The following is a 15,113-nucleotide window of genomic DNA, read 5'->3' on the forward strand; positions in this document are numbered from 1 at the left end:
CAATTATCGGCGCGGCCAGGCAGTATGGGCGCATGACTGGGGCCATGAGTGAGAGCAGGACGCCGGACACACCGGACATGCCGGACTGGGAGCAGCGTTTCAGGGCGCCGCGGGTCTCGCTGCCCGACTGGGCGGAGGACGCGCCGGACCGCGCCCTGTTCGTGTCGAACGCGACGGGGACGTACGAGCTGTACGCGTGGGACCGCGCGACGGGCGAGCGGCGGCAGGTGACGGACCGGCCGAACGGCACGACGGACGGCGTGCTCTCCCCGGACGGCGCGTGGATCTGGTGGTTCGACGACAAGGACGGCGACGAGTTCGGCATCTGGCGCCGCCAGCCCTTCACGGGCGGCCCGGACGAGCCGGCCGTGCCCGGCCTGGCGCCGTCCTACCCGGCCGGCCTGGCCCTGTCCCGCGACGGCCGCACGGCGGTCGTGGGCCGCTCCACGGACGACGACGGCACGACGATCCACCTGGCGCGCGAGGGCGCGGAGACGGTGGAGATCTACCGGCACCGCGAGTCGGCGGGCGTCGGCGACCTCTCGCACGACTGCTCGCTGATCGCGATCGAGCACACCGAGCACGGTGACGCCATGCACGCCGCCCTGCGGGTGCTGCGCCCGGACGGCACGACGGTCGCCGAGCTGGACGACACCAAGGGCGGTGTCGAGGAGCTGGGCCTGGAGGTGCTGGGGTTCGCCCCGGTCGACGGCGACACCCGGCTGCTCGTCGGCCATCAGCGCCGGGGCCGCTGGGAGCCGATGGTGTGGGACGTGGCGACCGGCGAGGAGACGGACCTGGAGCTGGACCTGCCGGGCGACCTCGGCGCCGAGTGGTATCCGGACGGCTCGGCCCTGCTCGTCGTGCACGGCTTCGAGGCCCGCAGCGAGCTGTTCCGGTACGACCTGGCGGCCCGTGAGCTGACCCGCATCCCGACCCCGCCCGGCACGGTCTCCGGCGCGACGGCCCGCCCCGACGGCAGCGTGGAGTACCTGTGGTCGTCGGCGGCCGAGCCCCCGGCGGTGCGGTCCACGGCGGGTGGTGTGGTGCTGGACTCCCCGGGCCTGGTGTGCCCGCCGTCGGTGCCGGTGGAGGACGTGTGGGTGGAAGGGCCCGGTGGCCGCATCCACGCCCTCGTCCAGAAGCCGGCGGGCGCCACGGGTCCCCTCCCCACGGTCTTCGACCTGCACGGCGGCCCGACCTGGCACGACAGCGACTCCTTCGCGGCGGGCCCGGCGGCCTGGGTCGACCACGGCTACGCGGTGGTCCGCGTCAACTACCGCGGCTCCACCGGCTACGGCCGCGCCTGGACCGACGCCCTCAAGCACCGGGTGGGCCTGATCGAGCTGGAGGACGTGGCCGCGGTCCGTGACTGGGCGGTCTCCTCGGGCCTCGCCGACCCGGCGCGCCTGATCCTCACCGGCGCGTCCTGGGGCGGCTATCTCACCCTGCTCGGCATCGGCACCCAGCCGGACGCCTGGGCGCTGGGCATCGCGGTGGTGCCGGTCGCGGACTACGTCACGGCGTACCACGACGAGATGGAGTCCCTGAAGGCCATGGACCGCACCCTGCTGGGCGGCACCCCCGAGGAGGTCCCGGACCGCTTCGCCGCGTCCTCCCCGCTCACCTACGTCGACCAGGTCAAGGCCCCGGTCTACATCTCGGCGGGCGTCAACGACCCCCGCTGCCCGATCCGCCAGATCGACAACTACGTCAAACGCCTGGAAGCCCGCGGCGCGACCCACGAGGTCTACCGCTACGACGCGGGCCACGGCTCCCTGGTGGTGGACGAACGCATCAAGCAGGTGGGGTTGGAACTGGACTTCGCGGCCCGGCACTTGCCGTCCTGACCGGATCGAGCTCGGCCTACCGGGCCGGCTTCCCGGCACGGGCGTCGAGGAACGTCACGAGCGTGCCTGGTTCGTGTCGCGTGATCCCTTCCAGGGGCTCGGCGCACAACGCGTCAAAGGCGGTCACCGCCGCCTGATCACGCAACGCGAACCGCACGACCAGTAGAAAGCCGTCGCCCATCCGACCAGTCGCAAGAAGCTCGCCGCGTTCATCCTGGGGGTGAAGGCGGGGGGGCGATCACTTCATGGACCGAGCTGTCCAATAAGCAGGGAGCACGACGTGACCGGCCCGGTGAACCTCGTCGCCAGGGGAGCAGGTACGTTGGCTCGTCGCCGCGCGTCGGACATCGCTCTGCCTGGAACGACGTGAGTCATGGCTCTACCGCCATTCTCCAGTGCCCAAGCGGCCCGTGAAGCGCTCGCTGTGCGTCTCACGCACCTTCGGCAGGACGCCGGCCTCACCGGGAAGGAACTGTCCGCCCGGTGCGGCTGGCACCCCGCGAAGACCACCCGCATCCAGAAAGCGGAAGTCCAGCCGACCGACGCGGACATCCGCGCCTGGTGCACGGCTTGCGGTGCTGCCGACCAGGCAGACGACCTCATCGCCACGGCCCGCGCGGTCGACTCGATGTACGTGGAGTGGCGCAGGAGCCACCGGACCGGCATGCGTAAGACGCAAGAGAACTTTTACGACCTCTACGCGCAGACCGGCGTCACCCGCGCGTATGTCTCCAACGTCGTGCCCGGCTTCTTCCAGACTCCCGCCTACGCTACGGCCCTGATGGAGGCCATCACCGACTTCCAAGGCACCCCCAACGACGTTTCGGAGGCAGTCGCTGCCCGCGTCGCCCGCAGCCGGTTCCTGTACGAGGGTGGTCACCGGTTCGTCGTGCTCATGGAGGAGTGCGTCCTGCGCTACCGCGTCGGCGACGCCGAGACGATGGCCGGACAGCTGAGTCACCTGCTGACCGTCATGACGCTTCCCTCCGTCTCCCTTGGCATCATCCCCTTCACCGCTCAACGGACCATGTGGCCGCTGGAGGCGTTCTACCTCCATGACGGCACGCGTAGCGTGGTCGAAACCCTCACGGCCGTGGTCAACGTGGTGCAGCCACGCGAACTTGCCGACTATCGCCGCGCCTTCGGGGAGCTGGCAAAGCTTGCTGTCTACGGTGATGCCGCTCGCGCGCTGATCAACGCGGCGATCACCTCTATCGGTTGATGTTCCGCAATTCCCCGCAATTTCATTGAGGCGCGGCTCGCACTCCTCGTACGGTCCTGTCCGGTTCCGTTGCTGCGGACCTGCCCGGAACCACGTCCGCGACACGACGCTCGCGCCTATCACCCGGAGACTCGCATGTTGCTGCGTGCTGCCCTGCCCCAGAGCCCCACCACCTACGTCGCAGTCGATCAGGCGGGCATCACCAGGGCCGTCTACGTGACCGACGGCAGCGGTCCTCTGACGCGGGCCGTGCGTCGCCAGATGGTGCTTCAGCGGTTGGCCGAAGGCGATCGGAGCGGGCGGGTCGCTCGCGGACTGTCGTGACCGTGTCGGGTTTCGCCCGGAGAAAGGAGACCGTCGTATGGGAAAACACCCTCCGCCTTCGCCTCCGCCCGACCCCAAGCGCAAGAAGGGCTGAGCCTCGGCATGTACGCCATGAGCACTGAGGAGCAGGCCGCCGCGTGTGGTCTGCTCCGCCTCCTCGGGGAGGAACTGGGGCCTCTGAGTGCCGAGTTGGAAGCCGCCTTCCGCCGTGTCCCTCGGCACATGTTCCTGCCCCGGAAGGTCTGGCTGGACGAAGAAGGTGACTGGGTGACCTGCGACCGTGACGCGGAACCCGCGCGCTGGCTCGCTGCCGCCTACGCTGACGCGCCGGTTGTCACGCAGGTCAATGACGGCCGGGAGCCGCGACATGGTGATGTCTGGCCGTCGTCGTCCGCCTCCGCGCCGGCCATCGTGTTCCGTATGCTGCGGATGCTCGACGCGCGTCCTGGGCACAGGGTCCTGGAGATCGGCACCGGCACGGGGTGGAACGCCGGTCTTCTCGCCGCGCTGCTCGGCGACGGGAACGTGACGAGCGTCGACGTGGACCCGGCGCTCACGGGGGCCGCCGCCCGCTCCCTGAAGGCGCTGGGCCTGCACCCGGCGGTGGAAGTGGCGGACGGTGCGGGCGGACACCCGCCCTCGGCACTGTACGACCGGATCATCGCCACCTGTTCCGTGCGTCGCCTGCCCTACGCGTGGGTGGAGCAGACCCGGCCCGGCGGGATCGTCCTCACGCCCTGGGAGACGCCCTGGTTCTGCTACGGGCTGCTGCGTCTGCACGTGGGCGGCGACGGGGTCGCCTCCGGGCGTTTCGCGCCGTACTCCGCGTTCATGCTGATGCGCGGGCAGCGTACGGACCTGCGGATCTACCGCGATGTGGTGCGGGACGGGCACACCCCCGAGGAGTCGGGGACCGGTCTGGATCCGTGGCTCGTCGCCGGCGCGGATACCGACGCCCGGTTCGCCGTCGGGCTGCGGTTGCCGGACGTGTGGCACGCCTGGCACGAACGGCCGGACGTTCCGGGCGTCGAGAGGCGACTGTGGGTGGCGTCCACGGATGCCAGGTCGTGGGCCGCCGTGGACTGGGACGGCACCCCGGGTGCCCGTGCGTACACCGTCTGGCAGTACGGGGGCCGAAGGCTGTGGGACGAGGTGGAGGCCGCCTACGCGTGGTGGGTGGAGCGGGGGCGTCCGCCGGTCGAGCGGTTCGGGCTTACCGTCACCCCCGACGGCGGGCGGGCCTGGCTGGACGACCCCTCCGCGGGCTGGTCCCTCTGACGAGTCAGCGGAGTTCCGCCAAGCCCCTCCGGGTCGCCGCCACGACCACGCGGTCGCCCTTCTCCAGTACGTGGTCCAAGGAGGTGTCCGGGTGGCCCAGGCGGGCCAGGGCGCGCCAGGAGCCGGTGTGGAAGGCGTCGCGCAGGGTGCGGCCCTCCAGTTGGGGGTGGCCGTCGACGTCGACCGCCGCGAAGAGCAGGACGCGCCGTTCCACCGCGATCGCGCCCAGGACCTGCCGGCCGAGCATCGCCCCGGCGAACGCGGGCGCGGCCAGATGGGTGACGCTGCGGCTGCGGGTGAGGGCGTTCGGGTGGGCGGCGCGCAGGGTGCGGTAGACGGCGGTGGCGAAGTCGTCGTCGTACAGCCGCAGCACCACGCGGAGGTCGGGGCGGACGGTGCGGGCGTAGAGCACGGCCTCCAGGTTGGTGGTGTCGGCGCTGGTCACCGCGAGCAGCGTCCGCGCCCGGTGGATCTGGGCCGCCTCCAGGACGCCTTCCTGGGTGACGTCCCCGAGGACCACCGGCACCCGCAGCCGGCGGGCGGTGGCCAGGCCGCGGGCCTCCGGGTCGGACTCCACGCACACCACGGGGACGTTCAGCTCGCGCAGCCGGGTGAGGACCCGGGTGCCGATCTTGCCGAGGCCCAGCAGCACCACGTGATCGCTCAGCCCGCGGGGCGGCCGGCGCAGGGTGGAGGCGGTGCGGAAGGTGCCGAGCGCCTCCAGCGCGGCGGCCAGCAGCACCGGCAGCAGGAGCAGTCCGACGAGGGCGGACAGGAGCTGGAGGATCTGGCGGCCGAGGGGTTCCTTGAACGCCGGGTCGTCGATGGCGAACAGGTCCAGGAGGGTGATGTAGCAGGCGCGCAGCGGATGGATGCCGGTGACCAGCCACAGGGTGACGGCCAGGGCGACCACGCAGCCGACCAGTCCGGCCAGCGACCAGCGCAGCCGCCGGGAGAAGAGCGAGGCGAGCGGCATGACGCCGGTCAGCCGGCGGGCGGGTGCGGCGGATTCCGCGTCCGTGGGGGAGGAGACGTGTTCCAGCACCACGGCCTGCCGGCCGGCGGCCCGTCGTACGTCCTCGTCGCCGGGGAGCAGGAGCGGCGGCTGCTCGCCGACGGACAGCAGGGCGAGGGTGGACGGTCCGGCCCCGTCCTCCCCGGACAGCGGGCGCTCCACGGCCCGTAGCAGCAGGCCCTCGGTCTGGACGACCCTGCTGGTGCCGGCGACGGCGGTGGCCGCGAGCGCGGGCGCGGCGGTGTCGGCGTCCGACAGCACGGTCGTCGAGGCCTCCATCCCGGAGTCCGGTCCGGGCGCGCCGTCCCCGGCGGCCAGCGCGGCGGCCTGGTCGAGGAGTTCCTCGATGTGCTGGCCCAGCCGCCGGTTGTAGAGCCGGAGGACCAGCCGCAGCCGGGGATTGAGCCGGCGGGCGGTCAGCGCGGCGCGGATGTTGGTCTCGTCGTCGTCGTACACGAGGGCCAGCGCGGCGGCCCGCGCCACCCCGGCCTCCGCGAGCACCGCCTCGGTCGGCTCGTCGGCCTCCAGTACCCGCTCGCCGTCCGCGCGCTGGGCGGTGGCCGGGCCGGCGGGCTGCCCGGGCGGGCCCGTCCGGCCGACCGTGCCCACCGCGGCGCTGACCATCCGGTCGAACAGCGCCGCCGACGCGGCCCGGGCCCGGCCGACCACCGGAGGCCGCGCGATGCGCCGGTCCGGCGGTACGACGAGGGTGACCTGCTCCTCGTAGACCCCGCGCAACTCGGCGGCCAGCCGGTGCGCGAGCCCGTCGTCACCGCACACCACCATGTGCCCCTGCGGGACCCCCGGTCCCCCCTGATACGGAACGCTCGCCACGGGAGGAAAGAGTGGCCGAAGCCGGAGCCCGGTTCCAGGCGGCTAGCGGGCCTCGGCCGCCGCCGCTTCGAAGTCGAAGCGGGACAGGTCGCGCAGCCACGACTCCGCGTTGCCGTCGGACGGCGCGCGCCAGTCGCCGCGCGGGGAGAGCGAGCCGCCGGCCGAGACCTTGGGGCCGTTCGGCATCGCCGAGCGCTTGAACTGCGAGAACGCGAAGAAGCGGCGGCAGAACACCTCCAGCCAGTGCCGGATCTCCGCCAGGTCGTACGCCACCCGCTTGGCCTCGGGGAAGCCGGGCGGCCAGGCGCCGGCCTGCGGGTCGTGCCAGGCGTGCCAGGCCAGGAAGGCGATCTTGGAGGGCCGGAAGCCGTAGCGCAGCACCTGGAAGAGGGTGAAGTCGTGCAGCGCGTACGGGCCGATCTTGGACTCGGTGGACTGCATCTCCTCGCCCGGCACCAGCTCCGGGCTGATCTCGGTGTCCAGGATCGCGGACAGCACCTTGCCGGTCTCGTCGTCGAACTGCTCGCTGGAGATGACCCAGCGGATCAGGTGCTGGATGAAGGTCTTGGGCACCCCGGAGTTGACGTTGTAGTGGCTCATCTGGTCGCCGACGCCGTACGTGGACCAGCCGAGCGCCAGCTCGGAGAGGTCGCCGGTGCCCAGCACGATGCCGCCGCGCTGGTTGGCCAGCCGGAACAGGTAGTCGGTGCGCAGGCCCGCCTGGACGTTCTCGAAGGTGACGTCGTAGACCGGCTCGCCGGCGGCGAAGGGGTGGCCGATCTCCTTCAGCATCAGCCGGGCGGTCGGCGTGATGTCCAGCTCGGCGGCGGTGACGCCGAGGGCGCGCATCAGCTTGTGCGCGTTGTCCTTGGTGTGGTCGCTGGTGGCGAAGCCGGGCAGGGTGAAGGCCAGGATGTCGCTGCGCGGGCGGCCCGCGCGGTCCATCGCCCGGGCGGCGACGATCAGCGCGTGCGTGGAGTCCAGCCCGCCGGAGACGCCGATGACGACCTTGGGCCCGCCGATCGCCGCGAGCCGCTGCTGGAGCCCGGCGACCTGGATGTTGTACGCCTCGTAGCAGTCCAGGGCGAGCCGGTCGGGGTCGGCGGGCACGAACGGGAACCGCTCGACGCGGCGGCGCAGCCCGAGGTCGGTGCGCGGCGGGTCCAGTTCGAAGGAGACGGTCCGGAAGTCCCCGGTGCGCGCGGCGTGCGCCCGGCGGTTGTCGTCGAAGGTGCCCATCCGGTGGCGTTCCTGCCGCAGCAGGTCCAGATCGACGTCGGCGACGGTGTACTGGTCGTCGAGCGGGAAGCGCTCGGACTCGGCGAGCAGCACCCCGTTCTCGTAGATCATGGTCTGTCCGTCCCAGGACAGGTCGGTGGTGGACTCGCCGAGGCCGGCCGCCGCGTAGACGTAGGCGGCCAGGCAGCGGGAGGACGCCGAGCGGCACAGCAGCGCGCGGTCCTCGGCCCGGCCGACGGTGATGGGGCTGCCGGAGAGGTTGACCAGCACGGTGGCGCCGGCGAGGGCGGCCTCGGCGCTGGGCGGCACCGGCACCCACATGTCCTCGCAGATCTCGGTGTGCAGGACCAGCCCGGGCACGTCCTCGGCGGCGAACAGCAGGTCCACCCCGAACGGCACCTCGGCGCCGGCGACGCGGATGGTCCCGCCCCGCTCGTCGTGGCCGTCGGCGATCTGCCGGCGTTCGTAGAACTCGCGGTAGTTCGGCGGGTACGACTTCGGTACGACGCCGAGGACGCGGCCCCGGTGGACGACGACCGCGCAGTTGTAGATCCGGTGGCGGTGGCGCAGCGGGGCGCCGACGACCAGGACGGGCAGCAGTTCGGCCGAGCCGGCGACGAGCGTGTGGAGCGCCGCCTCGACCTGGTCGAGCAGCGCGTCCTGGAGGAGCAGGTCCTCGATGGAGTAGCCGGTCAGGCCCAGCTCGGGGAAGACGGCGACGGCGACGCCCTCGTCCGCGCACCGGCGGGCCTGGCGCAGGACCGCCTCGGCGTTGGCGTGCGGGTCGGCGATGACGGTGTGGCCCGTGCACGCGGCGATGCGCGCGAAGCCGTGGCTGTACAGCGACCAGAAGTTCAACGGGGCTTCCTTCATGATTCAACAGACCGCACTGACGAAGCGAATCTCCTCCTGAGGGAAGCCTAGATCCCGGCCGCGCGGAGCCCGGGACCCGGGCAGGTACGGGGCGGCCACCGGGCACGTACTCGGATGCGGCTGAGTAGATGCGCTCTGTGCGCGGGCGGGGCGCGGCGCGACGGTGGGGGTATGCGAAAAGGAGCAGGGAAAGCGAAACGCATCGTCCTCAGGGCACTGCCGGTCCTCGCGCCCGCCGTGGTCGCGCCCCTGGCATGGGCCGGCTGGCTGGGCTGGGACCAGCAGCGGGACGTCCAGGCCGACGGCACGACGACCGGCCCGTACCAGGCGTGGCAGGTGATCGGACTGGTCCTGACCCAGCTGGCGCCGGTGTACTGGGCCACCGCCCGCCGCCACCCCCTCGCCGCCGTCCTCGGCACCTCGGCCGGCCTGACCGCCGCCGCGTACTACGACTGGTCCGACGACGCCAGCGGCCTGTTCGTGATCGGCGTGGGCCTGGTGACCCTCGGCAGCCTCGCCGCGACCGCCGCGGCGACGGGAGTGATCAGCTTCGCACGACACGCTCGCACCGGCGGCGAACCGCCCAGGGTGGGACACCTGTCGTAGGCGGGTCGCGGCCGCGTCGGGCACCGCCGGCACAGGGGCGCCCGGCGGGGACGGCCGGAACGCATCGGGCGGAAAAAAAGACGCCGGGGCGAACGGTGGGTCTCGGTACGCTGGGGCGCATGTCCGTTGGTCCGGTTCGTGTGCGTTTCGCTCCGTCTCCTACCGGCATGTTCCATGTCGGTGGTGCGCGGTCCGCTCTCTACAACTGGGCGGTGGCGCGACAGTCCGGCGGTCGGTTCGTGCTGCGGATCGAGGACACCGACGCGGCCCGGAACAAGCCGGAGTGGATCGACGGCATCGTGCGCGCGCTCGCGGCGATCGGCATCCACGACGAGGACCCGGCCTTCGAGGGGCCGTACTTCCAGTCGCACAACGCCGACCGGCACCGGGAGGCGGCCGAGGGGCTGTACGCGGCGGGGCGGGCGTACTACTGCGATTGCACCCGGGAGCAGTTGAAGGAGCGTACGGGGTCGGAGCACCTCGGGTACGACGGGTTCTGCCGGGAGCGGGGGCTCGGGTACGCGGCGGGGCGGGCGCTGCGGTTCCGGACGCCGGACGAGGGGGAGACCGTCGTCGCCGACCTGGTGCGCGGCGAGCCGGCGTTTCCGAACAGCGCGATCGAGGACTTCGTGATCGCCCGCGGTGACGGTTCCCCGGTCTTTCTGCTCGCCAACGTCGTGGACGACCTGGACGAGGGCATCACGCAGGTCATCCGGGGCGAGGAGCATCTGTCGAACACGCCCAAGCAGCAGTTGCTGTGGGAGGCGCTCGGCGCCACGCCGCCGGTGTGGGCGCATCTGCCGGTGATCGTGAACGAGAAGCGGCAGAAGCTGTCCAAGCGGCGGGACAAGGTGGCGCTCGAGGACTACCTCGCCGAGGGCTTCCTGCCCGAGGCGCTGGTGAACTACCTGATGCTGCTGGGCTGGGGCCCGGGCGGTGACCGGGAGATCATGCCGTACGAGGAGCTGGAGCGGCTCTTCCGGATCGAGGACGTCAACACCGCCCCGGCCTTCTTCGACGTGAGGAAGCTGACCGCCTTCAACGGCGAGTACCTCCGCGCCCTGGCGCCCGCGCAGTTCGCCGCCGCCTGCGTGCCGTGGCTCGTCGCCCCGTACGCCCCGTGGCGGCCGGAGGCGTTCGACAAGGACGTCTTCGAGGCGGCGGCTTCCCTCGCACAGACCCGGCTGACGCGGCTCTCCGAGATCACCGGCTACGTGGACTTCCTGTTCCTGGACGAGCCGGTGGACGACGAGGCGTCGTGGGCCAAGGCGATGAAGGAGGGGGCCGGGGACATCCTCACGGACGTCCGCGCCGGACTGGCCGCCGTCGCCGGCTGGCGGGCCGAGGAGCTGAAGGGCGTCCTGCTCGCCGTGGGGGAGAGGCACGGGCTGAAGCTGGGCAAGGCCCAGGCGCCGGTCCGGGTCGCGGTCACCGGGCGCACGGTCGGGCTGCCGCTGTTCGAGTCCATGGAGTTGCTCGGCCGGGGCCGGGTGCTGGCCCGGCTGGACACGGCGATCCGGAGACTGGCGGGGCGGGGCGCGCCGCGGTAGGCCGTTTCGCCGGTGACGCGGGCCGGGGGCGGTGCGTCCCGCCGGGTACGGCTCGGTCCCGGTCGCCGGGTTGCCGGGTTCGGTGCGTCCCGGCGGGTTCGGCTCAGTCCGCCTCGCCCAGTTCGGCGAGGCGGGCGCGCAGGCGGGCGTTCTCCTGTTCCAGGGCGTCCATGCGGGCGCGGACGGGGCGGAGGGCGGTCTCCAGCTCCTCCTCGGAGTAGCGCGGGGTGATGTGCTGGTGGCAGTTCCAGTTGAAGCCCTCGACCTCGACGATCATCAGGCGCTCCACCTTGCCGTCGGTGCGCGGCTTGTCGAGTCGTTCGGTGAGCGCGGGGTCCTCGTCGAGCCCCTGGGTGCGGGCCCGGCCCAGCAGCTTCAGGCGGGCCTGCCGGGCGTAGTCCATGAAGAACAGCGCGACCCGGCCGTCGGTCCGCAGATTGCCGGTGGTGATGTACTGCCGGTTGCCGCGCACCTCCGCCCAGGCCAGCCGTCGCTCGTCCAGGACGTGGACGAAGCCGGCGGGGCCGCCGCGGAACTGGATGTAGGGCCAGCCGGTCTCACCCGTGCTGGCCAGGTAGAACCCGTCCCGGGTGGTGAGGAACGCGGCCTCGTCGGGGCCGAGTTCGTCCGGGCCGGTGTCGGGCTGGGCGAGGGCGCGCACCCCTAACAGGCCGCTGCCCTGCTCCTCCTGGACGCGGCGCACGCTGTCCGTGTAGGCGAGGTGGGCGAACCGTCCCATCTAGCGCTCCCCCTCCCCGCCGTCCGCGGCCGCTGTCCCCTGCGCGGCCGGCCGCGCGCCCAGGACGGAAGGGAGCAGGCCGGGGAAGCGCCGCTCCAGTTCCTCGCCGCGGATCCGGCTGACCCGGGTGTTGCCCCGCAGATGGGTCTCGACGAGGCCGCTCTCGCGCAGGGTGCGCAGATGGTGGGAGACGGTGGAGCGCCCCACCGGCAGCTCCAGCGCGCCGCAGGGCGCCTCGCCGACGGTGTCGAGCAGCCGCACGATCTGCAGCCGTACCGGGTCCGCGAGGGCTTGCAGCACGGTGCCGATCTCCACTGTGGCGAGGTCCGGCTGCGGCAGCCGGGTCTCCTCCGTCATTCGCATCCTGCCTCCAGAATCCTCCCGCCTCGCGCGGCCCGGCGGCACCGGAGCGAGGGAGGCGAGGTCGCGCGACTATGGCGATGTCGCTCGACATCTACGATACACATCGAACCTCTATTACGATCGAGATCGACATACCCGACGCTCATCGAAACTCAGGTGCTTCCATGACCCCTCCCGCCGCACAGCAGGGGCGCGCCTGGCGGACCCACGCCTGTGTGCTCGCGCTCGGCACGTTCGCCGTCGGCACCGACGCGTTCGTCATCGCCGGTCTGCTGCCCGACATCAGTGACTCCCTCGACATCTCCGTGGGCGCGGCGGGCCAGCTCGTCAGCGTCTTCTCGCTGGCCTACGCCCTGCTCTCCCCGGTGCTCGCCGCGTTCACCGCCCGCTGGTCGCGCCGTACGGTGCTGATCACCGGGCTCGGCGTGTTCGCCGTCGGCAACGTGGTGACCGCCCTCGCCCCCGACTACGCGCTGGTCCTGGCGGCCCGGGTGATCGCCGCGGCCGGCGCCGCGATGTTCACCCCCAACGCGGGCGCGACCGCGGCGACGCTGGCCGGGCCCGAGCACCGGGGCCGGGCGATCGCCATCGTCACCGTGGGGCTGACCGCCTCGCTCGCGCTGGGCGCGCCGCTCGGCACCGTCATCGGCGAGGCGCTGGGCTGGCAGGCCACCATGTGGTTCGTCACCGCGCTCGCCCTGGTCGTGGCCCCGGTCATCGCCCTGCGGCTGCCCGACGTCACCCTCGGCGGCCCGACCCAGCTGCGCCGGCGCCTCGCCCCGCTCGCCGACCGCAAGGTCGCCGGGGTGCTGGCCGGCACGCTGATCGCGTTCATCGGCATCTACCTGCCCTACACCTACATCAGCGCCGTCTTCGAGCCCGCCACCGGCGGGGACGGCGGCAAGGTGGCCGTGCTGCTGCTGGTCTTCGGCCTGGCCGGGACCGCAGGCAACCTCACCGCGGGCCGGCTCGCCGACCGCAAGGGGCCGGCCACGGTCGTCATCGGCGCGACGCTGCTGCTCACGGTGGTGTTCGCGGCCATGGCCGGTGTCCGGTCCTCCTACCCGGCGGCCGTCGCGCTGACGGCGGTGTGCGGCATCGCCTCCTGGTCGGTGACCGCGCCGCAGCAGCAGCGCGTCATGGCACTGGCCAGCCCCGGCAGCGAGCCGCTGGCCGTCTCCCTCAACGCCGCCGTGATGTACCTGGCGATCTCGCTGTCCAGCGCGCTGGGCGCCGGGATCCTCGGTGCGGCGGGTGCCGTGTGGATCGCCTGGGCGGGCGCCGCCTTCGCCGTGGCCGCGGCGCTGGTCACGGCCGCCGTCGCCCGCACCGAGCGGGCCGGCGCCGGGACCGGGCAGCCGGAGCCGGCCGGAACCCAAGAAGTGTCCGCCGGTTAGCGGCCTGCCGGCCGGGGCCCGGGCGGTGTCCGCCGGTCAGCGGTCCGCCCGGCGCCGGCCGGATGCCGCCTTCCGGCGGTGGATCAGCGGCTCGAGCTGCGGTCCTACGTCCGAAGACGTAGAACTAAACAGGCGTTGATTTTTCTCCGGGGCGGGCGTAGCGTCGTCAACGCCCCTTGATCGAAAGGGAGTCGGCGAGTGCCCCGGCCGTGCGCAGGTACGACACGCCCTGCGCGACCCCCGTCGGCCGGGGCTCCCCCCGCCCCCTTTCCCGAGCGCGTGTACGGACGAAAGGCTGAGCGATGATCCTGGTGACCGGTGCGACCGGCAACGTCGGCCGGAACCTGGTGCGCGAACTGCTGGACGCGGGAGCGCGGGTACGCGCGCTCACCCGTGACCCGCGGCGCGCCGGCCTGCCGGACGGAGTCGACGTGGTCCGGGGCGACCTGACCGACGCCGAGTCCCTCGCCTCCGCGCTGCGCGGCGTCGAACGGGCGTTCCTCTTCCCGGTGCACGGCCGGCTGCAAGCGTTCCTGGACGCCGCGACGCGGGCGGGACTGAAGCAGGTGGTGCTGCTGTCCTCGCAGTCGGTGGTGGACGAACACCTGAGCCGGGAGCGGATGGGCAGGCTCAACGCGGCCGACGAGCAGGCCGTCATCGCCTCCGGTGTGCCGTGGACGTTCCTGCGCCCCGGCCCGTTCATGGTCAACGACCTGCCGTGGGCGTGGGGCGTCAAGGCGGAAGGCGTGGTCCGCGCGGCCTACGGCGACGCCGCCACCGCGCCCGTCGACGAGCGGGACATCGCCGCCGTGGCCGTCCGCGCCCTGCTGGACGACGAACACGTCGGCCAGGCCTATGAGTTGACCGGGCCCCAGTCGCTGACCCAGGTCGAGCGGGTACGGATCCTGGGCGAGGTGCTCGGCAGGGAGCTGCGTTTCGAGGAGCTGACGCCCGAGGCGGCCCGGGAGCGGATGACCCGGCACCTGGAGGCGGAGACGGTGGACTCCCTGCTGCGCATGTTCGCCCGCCAGTCGGGCACGACGGTGCCGGTCTCCACGGCGGTGGCAGACGTCACCGGCCGCCCGGCGCACACCTACGCCGAGTGGGCGGCCCACCATGCCGGTGACTTCGGGTGACCGAGGACCGTACGAAGACCGGCGCCACCGGCGCGGAACCCGAGCGCAAGGGCGAGCGCACGCGCAGGCGGATCATGGAGGCCGCGCGCCGCAAGTTCGCCGAGGTCGGCTACGAGCGCGCCACGATCCGGGTCATCGCCGCCGAGGCGCACGTCGACAAGGCGTCCGTCATCCAGTACTTCGGCACCAAGCAGGAACTCTTCCGCGAGGCGGTCAGCTGGCACGTCCCGATCGAGGAGCTGACGACCCCCGACCCGGCCCGCACGGTCGACAACTACCTCCGCGCCATGCTGAGCAGTTGGGCGGCCGACCCGGACAGCCCCATGGCGGTGCTGCTGCGCACCAGCATGACCAGCGAGGAGGCCGCGGAGCTGCTGCGTCGGCATGTGACCAAGGAGACCGTCGAGCGGGTGGCGGCGAACGTCGACGCCCCGGACGCGCGGCTGCGCGCCGCGCTGTCCGGGGCGATGATGTTCGGCATCGCGACCCAGCGGTACCTGCTGCGCATGCCCGACCTGGCCGAGGCCGACCTGGACGACGTACTGCGCCTGGCGGCACCGCTGTTCCGCGCCCTGATCGCACCCGGGTCGGAACCAGGGTCGGAACCCAGGACGGAGCCGGGCGCGGAACCCGGATCCGAACCCGGGACGGAGCCACGTTCAGACCCCGGGACCGGGTCCTGACCGG

General features: G+C 72.6%; 12 protein-coding genes. 8 read left to right on the top strand and 4 right to left on the bottom strand.

Annotated features, from left to right (window positions below; all coding sequences use genetic code 11):
• The first annotated feature begins 44 nt into the window (after positions 1-44).
• The 3 genes from IH25_RS0133470 (at position 45) to IH25_RS0133490 (ending at position 4,674) form a co-directional block, all read left to right on the top strand.
• Positions 45-1,850, top strand: a complete 1,806-nt coding sequence (locus tag IH25_RS0133470) for a S9 family peptidase (protein WP_030619538.1) — start codon at positions 45-47, stop codon at positions 1,848-1,850.
• Between the two features lie 373 nt (positions 1,851-2,223).
• Positions 2,224-3,072, top strand: a complete 849-nt coding sequence (locus IH25_RS0133480) for a helix-turn-helix domain-containing protein (RefSeq protein ID WP_030619540.1) — start codon at positions 2,224-2,226, stop codon at positions 3,070-3,072.
• Positions 3,073-3,618: 546 nt separating this feature from the next.
• Positions 3,619-4,674, top strand: a complete 1,056-nt coding sequence (locus tag IH25_RS0133490) for a methyltransferase domain-containing protein (protein WP_394298459.1) — start codon at positions 3,619-3,621, stop codon at positions 4,672-4,674.
• Positions 4,675-4,678: 4 nt separating this feature from the next.
• Here IH25_RS0133490 and IH25_RS0133495 read toward each other — a convergent pair whose 3' ends face one another.
• Positions 4,679-6,475, bottom strand: coding sequence for a potassium channel family protein (locus IH25_RS0133495; RefSeq protein ID WP_030619552.1), 1,797 nt, complete (start codon positions 6,473-6,475; stop codon positions 4,679-4,681).
• A 90-nt stretch (positions 6,476-6,565) separates the two neighbouring features.
• Positions 6,566-8,635, bottom strand: coding sequence for an NAD(+) synthase (locus tag IH25_RS0133500; protein WP_030619555.1), 2,070 nt, complete (start codon positions 8,633-8,635; stop codon positions 6,566-6,568).
• Between the two features lie 171 nt (positions 8,636-8,806).
• On the opposite strand from IH25_RS0133500, the gene IH25_RS0133505 reads away from it, so the two are divergent.
• Together IH25_RS0133505 and gltX are read left to right on the top strand one after the other, a co-directional pair.
• Positions 8,807-9,241 (top strand): hypothetical protein, encoded by a 435-nt coding sequence (locus IH25_RS0133505; protein ID WP_051754342.1) that lies wholly within the window; start codon positions 8,807-8,809, stop codon positions 9,239-9,241.
• Positions 9,242-9,408: 167 nt separating this feature from the next.
• Entirely contained in the window at positions 9,409-10,791 is a 1,383-nt protein-coding gene (gltX, locus tag IH25_RS0133510) for a glutamate--tRNA ligase (RefSeq protein WP_030619558.1), read from the top strand.
• A gap of 103 nt (positions 10,792-10,894) precedes the next feature.
• Here the strand turns inward: gltX and IH25_RS0133515 are convergent, their stop codons facing one another.
• The gene (locus IH25_RS0133515) at positions 10,895-11,530 is read right to left on the bottom strand and encodes a pyridoxamine 5'-phosphate oxidase family protein (protein ID WP_030619562.1); all 636 of its coding nucleotides are present in this window, start codon (positions 11,528-11,530) and stop codon (positions 10,895-10,897) included.
• Positions 11,531-11,893: an ArsR/SmtB family transcription factor gene (locus IH25_RS0133520; RefSeq protein WP_030619566.1), complete on the bottom strand. Its 363-nt coding sequence runs from the start codon at positions 11,891-11,893 to the stop codon at positions 11,531-11,533. It lies immediately after the preceding gene.
• Between the two features lie 164 nt (positions 11,894-12,057).
• On the opposite strand from IH25_RS0133520, the gene IH25_RS0133525 reads away from it, so the two are divergent.
• From IH25_RS0133525 to IH25_RS0133535, 3 genes are all read left to right on the top strand, one after another.
• Positions 12,058-13,290 (top strand): MFS transporter, encoded by a 1,233-nt coding sequence (locus tag IH25_RS0133525; RefSeq protein WP_078844559.1) that lies wholly within the window; start codon positions 12,058-12,060, stop codon positions 13,288-13,290.
• A 302-nt stretch (positions 13,291-13,592) separates the two neighbouring features.
• Entirely contained in the window at positions 13,593-14,426 is an 834-nt protein-coding gene (locus tag IH25_RS0133530) for an NAD(P)H-binding protein (RefSeq protein WP_030619568.1), read from the top strand.
• Positions 14,423-15,109: a TetR/AcrR family transcriptional regulator gene (locus IH25_RS0133535; RefSeq protein WP_051754343.1), complete on the top strand. Its 687-nt coding sequence runs from the start codon at positions 14,423-14,425 to the stop codon at positions 15,107-15,109. Before IH25_RS0133530 ends, IH25_RS0133535 begins: the two co-directional genes overlap by 4 nt.
• The last annotated feature ends 4 nt before the right edge of the window (positions 15,110-15,113 follow it).

This window comes from Streptomyces achromogenes subsp. achromogenes (genome assembly GCF_000720835.1).
Taxonomy (GTDB): Bacteria; Actinomycetota; Actinomycetes; order Streptomycetales; family Streptomycetaceae; genus Streptomyces; species Streptomyces achromogenes.